At 32.9% G+C, this 19,137-nt stretch carries 14 protein-coding genes, 1 pseudogene and 1 riboswitch; of the genes and pseudogenes, 14 read left to right on the top strand and 1 reads right to left on the bottom strand.

The window, feature by feature from the left end; all coding sequences use genetic code 11:
* The 9 genes and pseudogenes from RR554_RS07160 to RR554_RS07120 all read left to right on the top strand — a co-directional run.
* A pseudogene (locus RR554_RS07160) lies at positions 1-206 on the top strand (hypothetical protein); the annotation flags it as partial.
* Positions 207-319: 113 nt separating this feature from the next.
* Positions 320-1,798, top strand: coding sequence for a DUF1958 domain-containing protein (locus RR554_RS07155; RefSeq protein ID WP_332463000.1), 1,479 nt, complete (start codon positions 320-322; stop codon positions 1,796-1,798).
* Positions 1,799-2,650, top strand: coding sequence for an aldo/keto reductase (locus RR554_RS07150; protein WP_332467706.1), 852 nt, complete (start codon positions 1,799-1,801; stop codon positions 2,648-2,650).
* Positions 2,651-2,757: 107 nt separating this feature from the next.
* Positions 2,758-4,293: a cardiolipin synthase gene (gene cls, locus RR554_RS07145; protein ID WP_332467705.1), complete on the top strand. Its 1,536-nt coding sequence runs from the start codon at positions 2,758-2,760 to the stop codon at positions 4,291-4,293.
* A gap of 119 nt (positions 4,294-4,412) precedes the next feature.
* Positions 4,413-5,552 carry a cysteine desulfurase family protein gene (locus RR554_RS07140; RefSeq protein WP_332462997.1) on the top strand — a complete coding sequence of 380 codons (1,140 nt, stop codon included), beginning with the start codon at positions 4,413-4,415 and terminating at the stop codon, positions 5,550-5,552.
* Between the two features lie 72 nt (positions 5,553-5,624).
* The gene (locus tag RR554_RS07135) at positions 5,625-5,969 is read left to right on the top strand and encodes a cysteine desulfurase (protein WP_332462996.1); all 345 of its coding nucleotides are present in this window, start codon (positions 5,625-5,627) and stop codon (positions 5,967-5,969) included.
* Between the two features lie 156 nt (positions 5,970-6,125).
* Positions 6,126-6,884, top strand: coding sequence for a (Fe-S)-binding protein (locus tag RR554_RS07130; protein WP_332467704.1), 759 nt, complete (start codon positions 6,126-6,128; stop codon positions 6,882-6,884).
* Positions 6,885-6,896: 12 nt separating this feature from the next.
* Positions 6,897-8,369, top strand: a complete 1,473-nt coding sequence (locus tag RR554_RS07125) for a LutB/LldF family L-lactate oxidation iron-sulfur protein (RefSeq protein WP_332467703.1) — start codon at positions 6,897-6,899, stop codon at positions 8,367-8,369.
* Positions 8,353-9,069, top strand: coding sequence for a LutC/YkgG family protein (locus RR554_RS07120; protein ID WP_443081326.1), 717 nt, complete (start codon positions 8,353-8,355; stop codon positions 9,067-9,069). Before RR554_RS07125 ends, RR554_RS07120 begins: the two co-directional genes overlap by 17 nt.
* A gap of 43 nt (positions 9,070-9,112) precedes the next feature.
* On the opposite strand, the gene RR554_RS07115 is transcribed toward RR554_RS07120, so the two are convergent.
* The gene (locus RR554_RS07115; RefSeq protein WP_332462992.1) at positions 9,113-10,297 is read right to left on the bottom strand and encodes a multidrug effflux MFS transporter; all 1,185 of its coding nucleotides are present in this window, start codon (positions 10,295-10,297) and stop codon (positions 9,113-9,115) included.
* Positions 10,298-10,586: 289 nt separating this feature from the next.
* Between RR554_RS07115 and mnmA the strand changes: the two genes are divergently transcribed.
* The 5 genes from mnmA (at position 10,587) to RR554_RS07090 (ending at position 19,087) form a co-directional block, all read left to right on the top strand.
* Complete coding sequence (mnmA, locus tag RR554_RS07110) at positions 10,587-11,714, top strand: tRNA 2-thiouridine(34) synthase MnmA (RefSeq protein ID WP_332462991.1); 1,128 nt, start codon at positions 10,587-10,589, stop codon at positions 11,712-11,714.
* A gap of 65 nt (positions 11,715-11,779) precedes the next feature.
* Positions 11,780-11,948: riboswitch (M-box (ykoK) riboswitch) on the top strand.
* Between the two features lie 538 nt (positions 11,949-12,486).
* Entirely contained in the window at positions 12,487-15,111 is a 2,625-nt protein-coding gene (gene mgtA / locus RR554_RS07105) for a magnesium-translocating P-type ATPase (protein WP_332467707.1), read from the top strand.
* Positions 15,112-15,215: 104 nt separating this feature from the next.
* The gene (locus tag RR554_RS07100; protein WP_332462989.1) at positions 15,216-15,575 is read left to right on the top strand and encodes a DUF1033 family protein; all 360 of its coding nucleotides are present in this window, start codon (positions 15,216-15,218) and stop codon (positions 15,573-15,575) included.
* Positions 15,523-17,598, top strand: coding sequence for a DNA topoisomerase 3 (locus RR554_RS07095; RefSeq protein ID WP_332467701.1), 2,076 nt, complete (start codon positions 15,523-15,525; stop codon positions 17,596-17,598). The genes RR554_RS07100 and RR554_RS07095 overlap by 53 nt, the downstream gene beginning before the upstream one ends.
* A gap of 103 nt (positions 17,599-17,701) precedes the next feature.
* Entirely contained in the window at positions 17,702-19,087 is a 1,386-nt protein-coding gene (locus RR554_RS07090; protein ID WP_332467700.1) for an aldehyde dehydrogenase family protein, read from the top strand.
* The last annotated feature ends 50 nt before the right edge of the window (positions 19,088-19,137 follow it).

Genomic DNA, 19,137 nt, shown 5'->3' with positions numbered 1-19,137 from the left:
TGCTATCCGTAATTGAAGAGTTGATTAGAAAAAATAATACCGTTATTGTAATCGAACATAATATGTTGCTTGCAAGACAAGCTGATTGGTTATTAGACTTTGGTCCCGGTTCAGGAAAATATGGTGGAGATATTTTATATGAGGGAATTCCAGAACAAATAAGTAATGCTAGTGAATCTTTAACTAAAGAATACTTATTTGACTAGAAAAACTTTGAAAATTTTCTAATATTTATTAATTATTTTTACAAAAGTATATCTATTTTTGATATAGTGGAATAGATAAAAATAATTATAGTTATGTTAGAAGGGACAAATGAATGAAAAAATTTAATTTATGTATGTTGCATGTGTTATGTTCAGTTATCGTTTTATTAGGAGTAACTGGAGCTAAAGTGTTTGCAGAAGATAACCAACCATCTATGATGGATTTAATAAATGAAGCAAAATATCAGGCTGTTGAATCTGATAAACCAAAATCAGCTATTTTGATTGACGGAAATACTGGCAAGTTTTTATGGGGTGAAAATGAAGAAACTCCTCACAATCCAGCAAGTATTATGAAACTTATGACTATTTATCTGACCTATGAAGCCATGGAAAAAGGCAAATTTACAATGGACACAATGGTAGAGGCTACTCAAAGGCACCAACAAATTGCTAATATCTATGAAATTAGTAATAATAAAATTGTGGCAGGTGTTTCTTATCCTGTAAAAGAGCTTCTTCCAATGGCACTTGTTCCTTCATCAAATGTGGCAACGATGATGTTAGCTGAATTAGTAGAGCCAGATGCTGTAAAATTCTTAGGATTGATGAATGATAAGGCCAAAGAATTAGGGATGAATAACACCAAAATTGTTAATGCGACAGGTGCAGAAATTTCAGCCTTTCAAGGACTTTATGCAAATGAAGGTGTGGACACAAGCTCTTTAGATACAACGGGCTCAAATGAGACCACAGCAAAAGACTTTTCTATTTTTACATATAATTTACTAAAGAACTTTCCTCAAATTCTTGAATATACAAGTAAACCGACTGTAACTGTTATGAAAGATACGCCCAACGAAGAAACATTTGAAACTTATAACTACTCGATTCCATCAGCAGGAAAAACTTATGAAGATGTGGATAAAGACTATTCATTTGAAGGCGTAGATGGATTAAAAACAGGGTCAAGTCCATCTGGGGCATTTAATATTGATATAACAGCTAAAAGAGATGATCTTCGCTTGATTGCTATCGTTTTTGGCGTGGGTGATTGGAGTGATCAGACAGGTGAATATAAACGTCATCCATTTGCAAATGCGATTCTTAATTATGGATTTAACCATTTTGAATACAAAGAACTTGTTAAAAAAGGTGAACAAACAATTGATGAAAAAGATATCAATGTGTTAGAGCCGTTACTTGATGTAGTAAAAAAAGATAGTACATCTAAAATACTATTAAATGATAATAAAACATTAATGGTGGAGAACTCATTAAAACCAGTATCAGAAAAAATTCAACCCATTTCTGTTAAATACGAGGAAGAAGAAAAAGACATAGTTACGACAACTAAGAAACACACGAATAAATTAAAAGATAAATCAGTTGGTTTTATAAGCTCATTAACTAAATCGATTGATTTATCAAATCCCTTCATAAAAGGAGCAGTTATTTTATTTGGTTCGATCTTTCTGCTACTTATTCTTTTAATAGGTCTTTTAATTCGATCAAACCGTAAACGAAAAAAAGCACGTCTTAATCGGAGAAAAAGATTTGAAGAAAAAAATGATCAAATAGGAGGAAACTAAATGAAATTTTCAGAAGAGACATATCGTTTAAATAATGGTGAACGTATTCCGATGATTGGGTTTGGAACATGGCAAGCAGCAGATGGTAAAGAGGCTGAAAAATCAGTTTTAAGTGCTCTTGAGGCAGGTTATCGTCACATTGATACAGCAGCCATTTATAAAAATGAAGAGAGTATTGGCCGAGCAATTAAAAAAAGTGGTATAAAACGAGAAGAATTATTTGTCACAACTAAATTGTGGAATGATAGCCACTCATACGAATTAGCTAAATTAGCCATTGAAGAATCTTTGAAAAAATTAGATTTAGATTACGTGGACTTATATTTGATTCATTGGCCAAACCCATTAGCGATTCGAGGCGAATACCAAGTGGCAAATACTGAAAGTTGGCGAGCTATGGAAGAAGCTGTCTCTGAAGGTAAAATTAAATCAATCGGTGTGTCTAATTTTCATCCTCATCATTTAAAAGAATTATTAAAAACAGCAATAATTAAACCAGTTGTTAATCAAATTTACTTAAATCCAAGTGATAGTCAACCTGAACTAGTTAATTACTGTCAGAAACAAGATATTTTACTTGAGGCATATAGCCCATTAGGAACTGGTCAAATTTTTGAAATTCTTGAACTAAAACAATTAACTGAAAAATATCAAAAAACAGTTGCTCAAATAGTGTTGAGGTGGTCTATTCAACACGGATTCTTACCGTTACCTAAATCAGTTACGGCAGAAAGAATAGCTGAAAATATTAACATTTTCGATTTTGAATTAAGTGAAGATGATATGCTATTGATTGACGGATTTTATGGAAAAGCTGGTTCAGCAAAAAATCCTGACGAAGTTGAATTTTAATTATAAGAAAACGGTACTTATAAAAAAGTGCCGTTTTTTGTTTTTTATAGTTGAAGTTTATTTAAAATTACTATAGTATTTAGTATTGATAGATGAGAGGTGACAGGATGAAAAATTTGATCAAAATAATTTCAAATCGAGCAATAATTATTGGATTGTTAATACTCCTTCAGTTAGGTTTGCTTTTTGCGATTATTGTTCGATTTGAAGAGTATTTTGTTTATTTTTATACGATTTATATTATTGTATCAGCGGCAGTGATTATAAAAATTATTAATAATCGAAGTAATCCAGCGTATAAAATAGCTTGGATTATCCCTATTATGCTGATACCAATATTTGGGACAGTTATTTATCTTGTGTTTGGTCGAATTCACTTTACAAAAGAAGATAAACAAATGATGTCGATCATTCAAGAAAAAGAAAAGGCCGCCAATTTAAAAACCGTTGGAACAAAAGAGATAGATGACGGGAATCTAGATGCTATTATTCAATCCAATTATTTAAGCCAATACGGAGAAGGTGCCCTGTTTCAAAATACAACAAGTAAGTATTTTCCACTAGGAGATTCTGCATTTAAAGCAATGTTGGAAGAACTTGAAAAGGCAGAGAAATATATCTTTATGGAATACTTTATCGTTGAAGAAGGTAAGATGTGGAATGCCATTTTAGATGTGCTTGAAAGAAAGGCGAAGGAAGGTTTGGATGTTCGCTTTATCTACGATGATTTTGGGTGTTTAACAACATTACCTCATCATTATTACCGTAAACTTGAAAATATGGGAATTAAGTGTTGTGTATTTAATCCGTTTATACCAGTCCTTTCGCCAATTTTTAATAACAGAGATCATAGAAAGATAACAGTGATTGATGGAAAAGTGGCATTTACGGGTGGTATCAATTTAGCAGATGAATATATCAATGAAGTTGAACGTTTTGGTCATTGGAAAGATAATTCTATAATGCTTAAAGGTGAGGCTGCTTGGGGATTCACATTGTTGTTCTTATCACTTTGGGAATTTGTTTATAAAGATAACGACGATCGGTTAGCTGATTTTTATCCAGAGTTTGATAAAGAAAAGCTTTCACTTAGCGAAGGCTACTATCAGCCGTATGTTGATTCACCATTTGATTCAGAAACAGTGGGGATCAATGTGTATTTAAATTTAATTAATCGAGCTAAAAAATATGTCTATATAACAACACCATATCTAATTATAGACAATTTATTAATGGAGTCTTTATGTACAGCAGCTAAGGGTGGTGTGGACGTTAGAATTATTGTTCCTCATAAACCGGATAAATGGTATGTTCATGCTGTAACTAAGTCTAATTATATTCAATTGATTGAATCAGGTGTTAAAATTTACGAGTATACACCAGGATTTATTCATTCCAAAACTTTTGTTGTGGATGATTTGTATGCAACAGTTGGAACGATCAATTTAGATTACCGTAGTTTGTTTTTACACTTTGAATGTGGTATTTGGATGTATAAAACAACGTCAGTAGCAGAAGTATATAAAGATCATCTTGAGACAGAGGCAATGAGTCAGTTAGTGACTCTAGAGGAAGCTAAGAGTATTAATTGGCTAACTCGTATGGGAAGAGCGACTCTTTCTGTATTCTCACCGTTATTATAAAATATTAGGAAAGAGTCGAAAGTTTTTCGGCTCTTTCTTTTTTTGAGATAAAATATGTTTGTTATTAAAAGAATTATGATATGATATTTCATAAAGATAAACAGGAAAAGAGTGAAATTATGAATCAAATCTATTTAGATCATGCAGCAACAACTCCCATGCATGAAAATGTCATAAAAGAAATGACACGGATTATGGCCAATGTTTACGGGAATCCTTCAAGTATTCATCAGTTTGGCCGCCAAGCTGATTTTGAATTAGAAAATGCAAGAGAAGAAATAGCTAAAGGCGTTAATGCCAAACCAACTGAAATTATTTTTAATAGTGGAGGAACTGAAGGGGACAATACTGCCCTCATCCAAACAGCGATTAGTCAACAAGATAAAGGAAAACACATTATTTCAACTAATGTAGAACATAGTGCAGTATTACACTCTTTAGAGTATCTTGAAACGCTAGGCTTTGACGTTACCTATTTACCAGTCAATGATAAGGGAGCAATTACTGTTGAACAAGTAGCTAATGTATTAAGAGAGGATACCATCTTAGTGACAGTAATGTATGGTAACAATGAAGTTGGAACTATTTTTCCAATTAAAGAAATTGGTAAACTCTTAGAAAATCATCAAGCATTACTTCATACAGATGCTGTTCAAGCATTTGGAACTGAAAAAATAGATGTTCATGATTTAAATGTTGATTATTTAAGTATTTCAGGGCATAAAATAAATGGACCTAAAGGTGTAGGTTTCTTGTATATAAAAAAAGGTGCTTTTGTTCCAATTATGCTCCGTGGTGGTGAACAAGAAGAAAAGAAAAGAGCAGGGACTGAGAATTTAGCTGGTATTGTTGGCTTGAGTCAGGCTATTCAACTTTTAACAGATGAGCAAAAAAAAGATAACTGTAAAAAGTACGAAGAGTTTAGACGTATTATTTTAGATAAGTTAACTGCAAATGGAATTGATTTTGAAATAAATGGAGATGAAACCAATCATTTAGCTCATATTTTAAATATTTGGTTTAAAGGAATTCCTAGTAACATTTTACTTTCAAAGTTAGATTTACAAGGCTTTGCTATCTCAACTGGTTCAGCATGTAGTGCAGGAAATGTTGCTCCATCACCAGTGATTCAAGCGATGAAAAAAGAATCTCCAAAAGCAGCCATTGAATCCATTAGAGTAAGTTTTGGTTATGGATTAACGGATGAAGATATTGAGCTTTTTTCAGAAGCATTGGTTAACCTAATTAAAGAATTTTAAAAAAATAATGTCGTAGATTTTTGGACAACATTTGTTTATAATTATAGGTAACAAACGTTTAGGAGGAGAACAATGTCTTTTTTAGATAAAGCTACAGTAGAAGGTTCAAAAACATTTTATAAAGTTAAAGAAACAGCTAGACCATATGCCTTTAAAGATTATGGATTTAAAGAAACAGCATCAGGAAATTTTCAGTTGGTTAGACCGTTAGATACTAATCCTCAGAACAAACAAAGTCCTAAGTTGAAAATGACTGTTGCTAAAGATTTAAAAACATTAAAAATGTCAGTGACTAGCCCAAATGGAATGAAGAGCTTGAATATTTTTAATAGTGATAATCATAAAGAAAAACAAGAACAGTTTAACTTTATTATGGCAGATATGATTCATTACGGTTGTATTGAAGAAGTTAAATAGGAATTATTATAAATAAGGTGGTTTATCTCATAAAAATTGAGGTAAATCACCTTATTTTTTTGAGATATTCTTCTTCTGTTGTCAAATAAGTGCTAAAATAAATAAGTAGATAATAATGATTATTATTTATTTGAAGTAAGAATAGGAGGGAAAACATTGCGAGTAAGTATTTTTACAAGTTGTGTAGTGGATTTAATGTTTCCAAATGTCGGAATAGCTATGGTAGAAGTTTTAGAAAGGTTAGGTTGTACTGTTGAGTTGCCTGACAAACAAATTTGTTGTGGTCAACCAACCTTTAACAGTGGTTATGAAGAAAAAAGCTATGCAACACTTAAAAATCAAATTGACGCATTTGAAGGTTCTGAATATGTTGTTGGAGGAGCAGGATCTTGTGTCGGAATGTTACGAGAGTATCCAGAATTACTAAAAAACGATCCTATTTATGGACCAAAAGCGATTGAATTAGCAAGTAAAACCTATGAATTTAGCCAGTTTATTTACAGAATATTGAAAGTTAAGGATGTAGGAGCTTGCTTAAAAGCTAAAGCGACTTATCACCGTTCTTGTCATATGACACGTATTTTAGGAGAAAGAGAAGCCCCATTTGTTTTATTAGATCATGTGGAAGGATTAGAGATGATTCCTTTAGGTCATATTGAAAACTGTTGTGGATTTGGTGGTACTTTTTCTGTTAAAATGCCCGCTATATCAGAGGAAATGGTGACAGAAAAAATGAACGATGTTCTTGGCACTGGTGCTGAGATTTTAATAAGTGCGGATATGGGATGTTTAATGAATATCGGTGGTAAATTTAATAGAGATCAACACCCAATTAAAATTATGCATATTGCAGAAGTTTTAAATAGCAATGTGAATATCACAAGAATTGAACAGCCAGTTAAAGAACAGGTGTAAGGAGGCAATCTAATGGGATTAAAAACAACAGATGCTCCTTTTGATGAAAGAATTAAAAGAAGCAAAGAAGATAAATTTATGCAACAGGCTGTAGCAAAAGCACAAGATACACAGTGGATTAAACGAGAAGGTGCAAGACAGAAGTTAGGTAACTGGTCTGAGTGGCGTGAGCTTGGTGAAAGTATCAGACAACATACGATTCAATATTTACCTGATTATTTAAGAGAATTTAGTGATAACGTTACTAAAAGTGGAGGTCACGTTTTTTTTGCTCAAACAGCAGAAGAAGCCAACGACTATGTTAAAAAAGTTGTCCTAGAAAAAAAAGCCAAAAAAATTGTTAAATCCAAATCAATGGTAACAACAGAAGTTGATATCGATCCGATGTTATTAGGATTAGAAGATGTTGATGTTTTGGAAACAGATTTAGCTGAATTTATTTTACAAATGGATGATTGGGATGAACCTTCTCACATTGTATTTCCAAGTATTCATAAAAATAGAGAGCAAATCAGACAGGTTTTCGAGAAAAAATTAGGCTATCAAGGTAATAATGAACCCGTTAATTTAGCTAGATGTGCAAGAGAAGTGATGCGTAAATTTTTCCTAGAAGCTGATATTGGGATTACTGGTTGTAATTTTGCCATTGCTGATAGTAGTATGATTAATTTAGATACAAACGAAGGAAATGCAGATTTAACAATAAGTATTCCAAAAACTCAAATTGTGTTAATGGGAATGGAACGAATTGTTCCAACAATGAAAGAGGCCGAAGTTTTAGATAATTTATTAGCTAGAAGTGCTGTTGGACAAAGTTTAACAACATATGTAACTTTTGCTGGTCAAAAAAGAGAAAACGAATCAGATGGCCCAGAAGATTTTCATGTTGTCATTATCGACAATGGGCGGTCAAACGCTTTAGGAACTATTTTCCAACCTGTACTTCAATGTATTCGTTGTGGTTCTTGTTTAAATGTTTGTCCTGTTTACCGTCACATTGGTGGTCATGGTTATGGTTCGATTTATCCTGGACCAATTGGTGCTGTACTTTCTCCCGTTTTAGGTGGTTACAAACAATTTGGTGAGCTGCCTTATGCATCAAGTTTATGTGGAGCGTGTACTGAAACGTGCCCAGTTAAAATTCCACTACATCATTTATTAGTTGAGCATAGAAAAGTTATGACAGATGAATTAAACATGCAGCATGGCTTTGATGATTTCCAAATGAAAGTAATTGGAAGTGGCACAGCCTCTCCATTTTTATTTAAATCAGCTTTAAGAATGGCTCACGGTGGCATGGGAGCATTAAGTAAGAAAACGCCTATTTCTGTTGATAATATGTATCAATATGGTGGCTTTATTAAGAGTGGACCAGGAATGGTCAAGGGGTGGACCGATGTAAGAGATTTACCTAGACCACCTAAATATTCAGATAGTTTTAGAGCATGGTTTAAAGCACATAAAGCAGGTGAACAAAATGATTAATAATCAAAATAGAGAGAACTTTTTAGAAAACTTATATCGTAAATTGGATACAGAACCTAGTGAATGCCAAAGTCATCCTTATGTCCCAATCAACAATTTACCAACTGAAACGTATGCAGATAAAACAAAGGATGAGTTACTTGAAATTTGTCATGAAAAAATAAAAGAACTTAATATTGAGATGACGGAAGTTACGGAAAATGAGCTGGAAAACAAATTAAAAGATATTATAAAATCTTTTGGTGGTGGTTCAATGATGTTACCAACAGATAAGCGATTTGATTCATTAAAACCATTTCTTGAAAAGGAGTATAAAGAGCAAATTAGTTATTGGCAAGAAGGACCTGAGTATAGAGAACGTAATATTACTTCTGCTGAGAAGGCCAATATAGGTATTGCTTTTTCAGAATATTTATTAGCTGAATCAGGAAGTATTGTTGTAGAGACCACCTCTGGTCAAGGAAGATCACTTCACTTTTTACCAACACATTATATTTCCATTATTCCAAAAAGTAAGATTGTTCCTAGGTCGACACAAGCAGTTAATGATTATGCAAAAAAAATCAAGTGTGGTGAAAAAGTGGGTTCAGCCATTCATATTATTTCAGGACCATCAAATTCAGGTGATATTGAAATGCAACTCGTAATTGGTTTACACGGACCATTAAAAGTTCACTATATTGTTGTGTCAGATAAATAAAAAGAAACAGCGCTGGAAAAAAATCCCAACGCTGTTTTTCATTTTATTTTATATATCGTTTGCTTAGTAGAAGCATAATTATTCCTAAAGATAGGAAATAAATAGGCATAATGTAAAGTGTTCCATTATGTAAATGACTCATGCCAAATGTAATTAGACTTACTAATAAGTAATAACCTAAACTGAATATTGCTCCGGCTGAGCCGACAACATCTTTAAAATCTACAAGAGCTAAGCTTAAACAGTTTGGTAAAGCAGTACCTGTTCCAAGAAGTGTGATAAACACACTAATTAAAATAGCTGAAAATTGAACCCATTTACTTAGACTAGTTGTGTAACTTGACACCAATAAAAGAGTTGAACCTAAAAGCATAATTTTAATTCCTAATGAAATAATCCACTCAGGTTGATGTGTTTTTAGTAAACGTTTGGATAATAACGCACCAACAATAGAAGCCCCCGCAATAACAAGTCCTAAAAATCCATAGACAGAAGCGGATAATCCAAATTGTTCAATAAAAATAAATGGGGCTTCAGCATAATAGCTAAATAAAATACCATTTATAGCTCCGATTAAAAATCCGTAAGTTAATACTTTAGGATTTTTTAAAAAGCGAATGACAATCGGCCAAAGAGCAATTTTTTGTCTTGTTGATGTGTCAAAGGTTTCAGGTAACGAACGTACCGTGTAAAAAAATAACACAAGACTCATTAGAACCAGTGTTAGAAAAACGATTCTAAAGCCAAAATAATTGCCTACAAAACCACCAATAAGTGGGCCAATAGCAGGTGTAAACGCTAAAGCAGCAGAAATTTGTGCAAATAACTCATGGCGTTTATTGCCCGAGAAAGCCTCTCTTAAAATAGTTTGCGTTGTAACTGAGCCAGTACTTGCTCCAAAAGCTTGGACAAATCTTGCTAAAAGTAAAAATTCAATTGATTGTGATAAGTAACACATTAAGCTTCCAATTCCATATAAAACAATGCCATATATCATAGCAGGTCTTCTGCCAACAATGTCAGAAAGAAATCCCCAAAAGAAAACGCCAAACGCAAATGCAAGAAAATAAATACTCAGGGTTAATTGAGCAGTATTCATATTGACAGCGTAACTTTGAGCGATTTCTGGCAAAGAAGGGGTAAAGATTGTCTCACTAATTTGTGGGAATCCTACTAAGCAGATTAATAATAATAAAGATGGTTGTTTTTTAACGATGTTTTTTTCCAATTTTAATTCCTCCGTGATATTAAACTATGCGAAAAAAACATCCTTTGAAGGGAAATGGAGGCACCATGATCTTAATTTGATCTAATGTTGACATGGTAATCACCCTTTCTTAATTATTCCTTGAAAGATTAACACAAATAAATAGAGGTGTAAAGTAAATTTACTTGAATATGAAAATTAAATTAAATAGATGATTTTCTGAGGAAAAATGTTTATAATAAAGGCACTGAAAAATTACGACCTTCAAATCGTATTAGATTTCAGAATCTAAAGAAATGATGGTGATTGAATGAACGATAACAGTAAGATTCGTGTTGTTGTTGGAATGAGCGGTGGCGTCGACTCTTCTGTAACTGCGCTAGTATTAAAGGAACAAGGGTATGACGTAGTTGGTGTTTTCATGAAAAATTGGGATGACACGGATGAAAATGGCGTGTGTACAGCAACTGAAGACTACCGAGATGTTGCAAAAGTAGCCAATCAAATTGGGATACCTTATTATTCTGTTAACTTTGAGAAGGAATATTGGGATCGTGTATTTGAATACTTTTTGGCAGAATACCGTTTAGGAAGAACGCCAAACCCTGATGTGATGTGTAATAAAGAAATTAAATTTAAAGCATTTTTAGACTATGCTATGCAACTAGGTGCAGATTATGTTGCAACAGGTCATTACGCTCAAGTAACACGTGATGAAAATGGGACTGTGCATATGCTAAGAGGTGTTGATAATAATAAAGATCAAACTTATTTTTTAAGCCAGTTATCCCAAGAGCAACTGGAAAAAACAATGTTTCCATTAGGTCATATGGAAAAAAAAGAAGTTCGTGCTATTGCCGAAAAAGCAGGCCTTGCAACGGCTAAGAAAAAAGATTCAACAGGGGTATGTTTTATTGGTGAAAAGAATTTTAAAGAGTTTTTAGGTAAATTCTTGCCAGCTCAACCTGGAAAAATGATAACTTTAGATGGACAAGTTAAAGGAGATCATGCAGGTTTAATGTATTATACAATTGGTCAACGTCAAGGACTAGGTATCGGTGGTGGTCAGGGAGAGTCGAGTGAACCATGGTTTGTTGTAGGGAAAGAATTAGAAACAAATACGTTACTTGTAGGTCAAGGATTTCATCATGAACATCTATATGCAACTCATTTAGAAGCAAGTGAAGTTCATTTCACTACAAATGAAGCTCAACCAAAGGAATTTACGTGTACAGCAAAATTTAGATACCGTCAACAAGATACTGAAGTTAAAGTTATTTTAAACGATGATCAAACAAAAGCGAGTGTTATTTTTAAAGATCCCGTAAGAGCTATCACACCAGGGCAAGCAGTTGTATTCTATCAAGGTGATGAGTGTTTAGGTGGCGGCTTAATAGATACAGCTTTTTCTGGTGATGAACAAAGACAATATGTTTAAATAATGAAAGTTATTGGTTGACAGTTATTTAAAAATGATTTATAGTACGTGTGTGTTAAACAATTAAATAGATTTGTTAGGTGAGGCTCCTATACAAACACAGGCTACTGCCCAAAAACGTCGAGAGACACCAATGGGTATAACAGGAATTATCGAGATAAGGTTTTTCTTAACGTAGCTAAAGCAAAAGCTTTTACGTTGTATAGTGCTAAAACTCAACGATTGGATCTTAAGAATGCTTATTTAGTGATGAATTCATACCTCTCGTCGAGTTTTTGGCGAGAGGTTTTTTGTATGCTAACAATAAAAAAATAAGGAGTGAGTAGAGACGTCAGGGAAACCAACGATTACCAAACTGCTTGGTAGTTTTATGAAAAAATAGGCTATCAGACGAACTATAAAAAGATATTTGGTGAAAACGTTGAATTAAAAGAATTTATAAAATATTTAGCAACACAAAATAACGAGGTAAAGGAGATGGAAACAAATGGATGACAGTAGTCAAAGTCGAAGTCAAAAGGGTTTGTGTTATAGGAAAATAATGTTAGAAGTAAGCTATTATTGTTTATTTGTTTCTATTTTAGAAATAGAGTAAGCTTCTTTCCTTTTTCTTCTTTCGCAGCCCACTCAAAGTAAGGAGGAAACGTCATGCCTGAAGTAATTATTTTTTTAATATTTATAGGTGTTGGATGTTCTCTATGGGGTTTATTTTATGGAAAGAAGGTAAAGAATAATGGGTCAAAAAAAAGAACAAATAATTCAAAAAAGTAATATGGATTACACATTTTTTTCTCAAACAGGAATAAATAGTGTATTAGAAATTTTCAAAAGTTCCCAAAATGGTCTTACTGAAGGACAAGTGGATGATTTAAGAGAAGAGTATGGTGAGAATGTTATTTCTCATGGTAAAAAGACGCCTTTATTTTTGGAGGTATTAAAAGCATACTTTACGCCTTTTACAATTGTTTTAATTACGTTAGCAATTATCTCATTTTTTACAGATTATGTGATTGTACCAGTTGCTGAACGTGATTTAACAGGAGTATTAATTATTGTTGCAATGGTAGCTTTAAGTGGAACAATGACATTAATTCAATCTGTTAGGTCAAATAAAGCAGCTGAAAAATTAGGCGATTTAGTTAAGGTTACAGCTACCGTTATTAGAAATGGAAGTGAGTTTGAGTTACCAATTGAAGAACTTGTATGTGGAGATATGATTAAATTATCAGCAGGAGACATGATTCCAGCTGATATTCGGTTATGTCAGACAAAAGATTTGTTTATTTCTCAAGCGGCAATGACTGGTGAAAGTTATCCAGTAGAAAAAAAAGCGCTGTATGAAGTGATTGAAAATAGCAGTGAAACTGATTTAGAAAACATTGCTTACATGGGAAGTAATGTAGTCAGTGGAAGTGCAATAGGTGTCATTGTGGCAGTTGGTAATCGTACTTTATTTGGACAAATTGCTAAAGATGTTTCAGAAGCAAAGACATTAACAAGCTTCGATATTGGTATTAATAAGACATCATGGTTATTGATCCGCTTTATGCTTGTCATGGCACCTGCAGTGTTTTTGATTAATGGCTTAACAAAAGGTGATTGGTTAGAGGCTTTTCTATTTGGTCTATCTGTAGCTGTAGGATTAACACCTGAGATGTTACCGATGATTGTTACAACTAATTTAGTTAAAGGTGCTTCTACAATGGCTAAAAAAGGAACAATCATCAAAAATTTAAATTCGATTCAAAATTTTGGTGCAATTGATGTATTATGTACTGATAAAACAGGAACATTAACACAAGATAAAATAATTTTAGAATACCATTTAGACGTTGATGGTAAAGAAGATGAGCGTGTTTTACGTCATGCTTTCTTTAATAGTTACTACCAAACAGGGCTTAAAAATTTAATGGATAAAGCAATCATTGAATCTGCTGAAGATGAATTAAATATCAATGTTAATAAATATAGTAAAATTGATGAAATTCCTTTTGATTTTCAACGTAGACGCATGAGTGTTGTTATTGAGGATAACAATGGTAAAACTCAGATGATTACAAAAGGTGCTGTCGAAGAGATGCTGGAAATATCAAGTTATGTTGATTTTAAAGGCGAAGTAATGCGACTAACTGATGATTTAAAACAGCGTATCTTAAAAACTGTCGATGAGCTAAATGAAGATGGTTTAAGAGTTATAGGTGTGTCACAAAAAACTAACCCAAGTGTAGTTGGTGAGTTTTCTATTCAAGATGAAAGTGACATGGTATTAATTGGTTATTTGGCTTTCTTAGATCCTCCAAAAGAAACAACGAAAGATGCATTAGAAGCACTGAAAAAGCACGGGGTTGGTGTTAAAGTTTTAACAGGAGACAACGCATTAGTAACTAAATCAGTGTGTAAACAAGTTGGTTTAGAACATGAAGAGTTAGTTATTGGTAGTGACATTTCAAAAATGAATGATGTGGAATTAAAAATAGTTGCTGAAAAATATAATATTTTTGTTAAACTATCTCCAGCTCAAAAAACACGTTTGGTACGTGTCCTTAGAGAGAATGGTCACACAGTTGGTTTTATGGGGGATGGTATAAACGATGCCCCTGCAATGAAAGAAGCCGATGTTGGTATTTCAGTTGATACAGCAGTGGATATTGCAAAAGAATCAGCAGATGTGATTTTGCTAGAAAAAGATTTGATGATTTTAGAACGTGGTATTTTATCAGGCAGAACAATTTTTGGAAACATCATGAAGTATGTCAAAATGACTGCAAGCTCAAACTTTGGTAATATGTTCTCAGTTGTTGTAGCAAGTATATTTTTACCTTTCTTACCAATGTTACCACTACAGCTTTTATTTCTTAATTTGATATATGATATTTCTTGTATGTCTATTCCTTGGGATAACATGGATAAAGAGTATCTAGAAGAACCAAAAAAATGGGATTCTTCAAGTATTGGTTCATTCATGAAGTGGTTAGGACCAACAAGTTCAATTTTTGATATTACCACATTTGCATTAATGTATTTTGTCATTTGTCCAGCTGTTGTTGGCGGATCGTATCATTCATTGAATACAGAACAACAAATATTATTTGTGGCCGTATTTCATGCTGGTTGGTTTGTTGAATCACTTTGGTCACAAACTTTAGTTATTCATACTTTAAGAACACCTAAAATGCCATTCTTGCAAAGTAATGCATCATTTATTTTAACAACTATTACATCGATTGGGATTGCGATTGGTTCGATTCTACCATTCACGGCATTTGGTGAAAGATTGGATTTAGCTCCACTACCTTCATCTTATTGGGGATATTTGGCAGTAACTATTGTTGCTTATTTAGTTTTAGTAATGATTGTGAAGAAAATTTATGTGAAACGTTTTGGTGAATTACTATAATAAATGAGATTGTCTTGAAAAAGGCAGTCTTTTTTACTTTTTCTAGGTCGAATGCTTACTTTATCTTGTGTTATAATGAAAAAATAAGTGAGGAGGAAGTTATTGTGTATCAAGTCATCGTTACTTATAGCGAGAACGAACCTTGGTGGTTTTTTGAAGACTGGCAAGAAGGTATTATTGAAGAAAAAAAATTTGATAAATTTTGTTCAGCTAAAAAATACTATGATCAACTATTTAAACAATTTGAAGAACAATTTGAAGATAAACGAATTAAGCCACCATTACTATCCGCTTTTTGGAATGATGGAGAATTAATATATTGTGATGATTGTGATGAAGAACTGCAAGCATACAAAGGATTAATGCTTGTTAAAGATTACGAAAAATTAGATGATGGAGAATGTGAAAAAAATGAAACAACTGATAATTGCGGAAAAACCAAGTGTTGCGCGCGACATAGCTAAAGTTTTAGGTGCAACGCAAAAAAGCAAAAATTATATAGAAGGAAAAGATGTCATTGTGACGTGGGCTTTGGGTCATTTATTAGGTTTAAAGATGCCTGAAGATTACAATAAAGAGTGGGCAACTTGGAATATGAATACTTTACCAATGATACCTAAAAAATCAGGAATTAAACCTTTACCTAAGACAAGACCACAATTAAAAGCAATCAGTCATTTGGCAAATCGCCAAGATGTATCAGAAGCAGTAATTGCGACAGATGCTGGAAGAGAAGGGGAACTTGTTGCTCGTTGGATTTTAGAATATGTGAAATTTAAAAAACCAGTTAAACGACTCTGGATTTCTTCTCAAACAGACAAGGCTATAAAAGATGGGTTTAGAAATTTAAAACCAAGTAAAGCCTATGATGATTTGTATTACTCAGCAATTGCTAGAGCAGAAGCTGACTGGTTAGTGGGCTTAAATGTTACACGAGCGTTAACTGTAAAATATAAAGATAGTTTATCAGCAGGTCGTGTGCAAACACCAACACTTGCAATGGTTAGAAAACAAGAAGAAAAACAAGAGAAGTTTAGGCCAGAAACGTATTTTACATTAGATTTAAATTATTATCATTTACTTGGAAGACTACAATTGAAAAATCCAAGACAGTATAAAGATAGGGAAGTATTGGAAGCATATGTTAAATCACTTGAATCAACACCAATTAAGGTAGTTGATATTAAAGAAAAGAAAAAAATAGAGGCAGCACCACTACCATATGATTTAACAGAAATGCAAAGAGAAGCCAACCAACGTTATCAATATTCAGCTAAAAAGACTCTATCAATTATTCAGAGACTATATGAAATCCATAAAATTGTGACGTACCCAAGAACGGATTCAAAATATTTGACAACTGATATGAAGCAAACTATGAAAGAAAGACTACATGCAGTAACCGTTATAGATAGTGAACGAGTGAAGAGTATTATCAAAAACGGGAGCGTAGTACAACAAAAAAATGTGTTTCAAAATGCTAAAGTAACTGACCATCATGGATTGATACCAACAGAGCAGTCACCTCGTTTAGAAAAATTAGATAATGAGGAAATGAAAATTTATCGTTTAATCGTTGAGCGATTTTTAGGGTTATTTGAAGAACCGTTTGTCTCTTCAAATCAAACAGTTACAGCTCAAACAAAGGATGCTCTATTTACCTTTAAACAAAATAAGGTTGAAGTTTATGGCTGGAAAAAACAAAAAGAAATTGAGAAAAAGCAGCTTGATTTTAAAATAGGTCAAGTAATTCCTCAGCAATTTACACTTAATAAGGAATTAACGACACCACCTTCACCATTAAATGAAGGAACATTGCTTGGACAAATGGAAAAACATAGTCTAGGCACGCCAGCAACACGTGCTGAAATAATTGAAAAATTAATTAGTTCTGATTTAATGGAGAGAAGTACAGGAAAATTAATGGTGACGCCAAAAGGAAAACAGTTACTAACATTAGTGAATCCATCTCTTGTAACACCTGAATTGACAGCAGAATGGGAGATTTCATTAGAAAAAATTGCTCAAGGAAAATTAAATAATCGTCAGTTTATTCAAACCATTGAAAAGGAAACTGCAAGATTAGTAACGGAAATCAAGCAAAGTGAAGATAAATATGTTGATCACTCATTAACGTCAAAAGTGTGTCCTGATTGTGGTGAAAAATTAAGAGAGAAAAATACCAGAGATGGAAAAATTCTCGTATGTAGCAGTGACTCATGTTCATATCGACGAAGAAAAGATCCCAAGGTATCTAATCACAGATGTCCTCAATGTAAGAAAAAAATGGAAATTCTTGAAAATAAGAATGGATCATATTTTAAATGTAAGAATTGTAATATTACAGAAAAAGTAGAGAAAAAAGGAACTAAAAATAAAAAAATGACGAAGCATGAAGAACGTCGACTAATGAAGAAATATAGTGAAACAGAAGAGCAAGAAAGTCCTTTATCATTAGCTTTAAAACAGGCTATGAAAGATCAATAATAACTTTTAGACTAATACACGTTTATCTCAGGAATTAATTGAGAGTGTACTTAGTCTTTTTTAAGTAACTAATGATATAATAGGGCGACAAGGGGGTTGTTTGATGATTGACGAGATAAGTGAAATTTTAAAAAAACAACGTGACTTTTTTAATACTCAAAAAACATATCCTATTGAGTTTCGTGTTAAACAGTTAAAAAAATTAAGAGAGCAAATTAATCGCTATGAAGACGAATTGATTGATGCGCTCAATAAAGATTTAGGAAAAGCATCAACAGAAAGTTTTATGACGGAACTCGGGTTAGTTTACCGTCATATTGATGAAATGATAAAAAAATTACCTAAATGGGCGGATAAAAATAGAGTAAAAACACCATTGTTTTTATGGCCAGCAAGAAGTTATACAATCCAAGCGCCTTTTGGTAACACGCTTATTTTATCCCCATTCAATTATCCAGTCTTATTAACATTGGATCCTTTAATAGGCGCAATTGCTGGTGGGAATACGGCAATTATTGGCATGTCAGAGCACACAGAGCACACAAATTTTATTTTGAATACTTTGGTTTCAGAAGCGTTTCCCACTTACTATATAAAAATGATCACAACTAGCAAAGAAATAAATGGATTCTTATTAGATTATCCTTTTGATAAAATATTTTTTACAGGCAGTGAAAAAGTAGGGAAAATAGTATTAAAGAAAGCAGCTGAGAATTTAACGCCTGTCACATTAGAGCTTGGCGGAAAGAGTCCAGTCGTTGTAACGAAGTATGCTGATTTAGAAATTGCTGCAGATAGAGTGATTTGGGGGAAATTTTTAAATGCAGGTCAAACCTGTGTCGCACCAGATTATTGTTTAATTGATGCAACTATTCAATCAGAATTTCTAAACATGTTGAAGATAAGGTTAGTGCGCTTTTTTGGTGACTATATTGAAGAGTCTCCTGATTATGGCCGAATTATTAATGATAATTCGATGGATCGTCTAATTCAGTTGATTGAAAGAGATCAGGATTATCTTTATGTTGGTGGAAATTATAATAAAAAAAGTAAATATATTGAGCCAACAATCCTTTCAGGGCGTATGATAGACAGGTTATCTTCTATGTCAGAGGAAATTTTTGGTCCCATTTTACCAGTGTTAAGTTATGAAAAATTAGAGGAAGTTATTCCATTTATTAAAGCAACAGGACAACCGTTAGCTTTTTATCCTTTTAGTAGTGATAAAAGGGAAATAGATTTTTTAATTGAAGCAATTCAATTTGGTGGTGCTACGATAAACGATACAATTCTTCATTTAGCAAATGAAAGTTTACCTTTTGGTGGAGTAGGGTCTTCTGGTATGGGGCATTATCATGGGAAGAAATCGTTAGAGGCATTTAGTCATACAAAATCTATTTTGAAGCGGTCTACCATCTTAAAGATACCATTAATGTTTCCACCTTTTTCAAAAGAAAAAGAAAATACGATTCGAGCTTTCTTTAAGTAAATTCACAAAAAAAGCTCTTTATAGTATAATGTTGATTGATAAAAGTAAGG

Origin of the sequence: Vagococcus sp., assembly GCF_036639995.1 — a bacterium.
Classification (GTDB): Bacteria; Bacillota; Bacilli; order Lactobacillales; family Vagococcaceae; genus Vagococcus.
The sequence above is the reverse complement of the archived record's forward strand: the minus strand, read 5'-3'. Positions and strand labels throughout refer to the sequence as shown.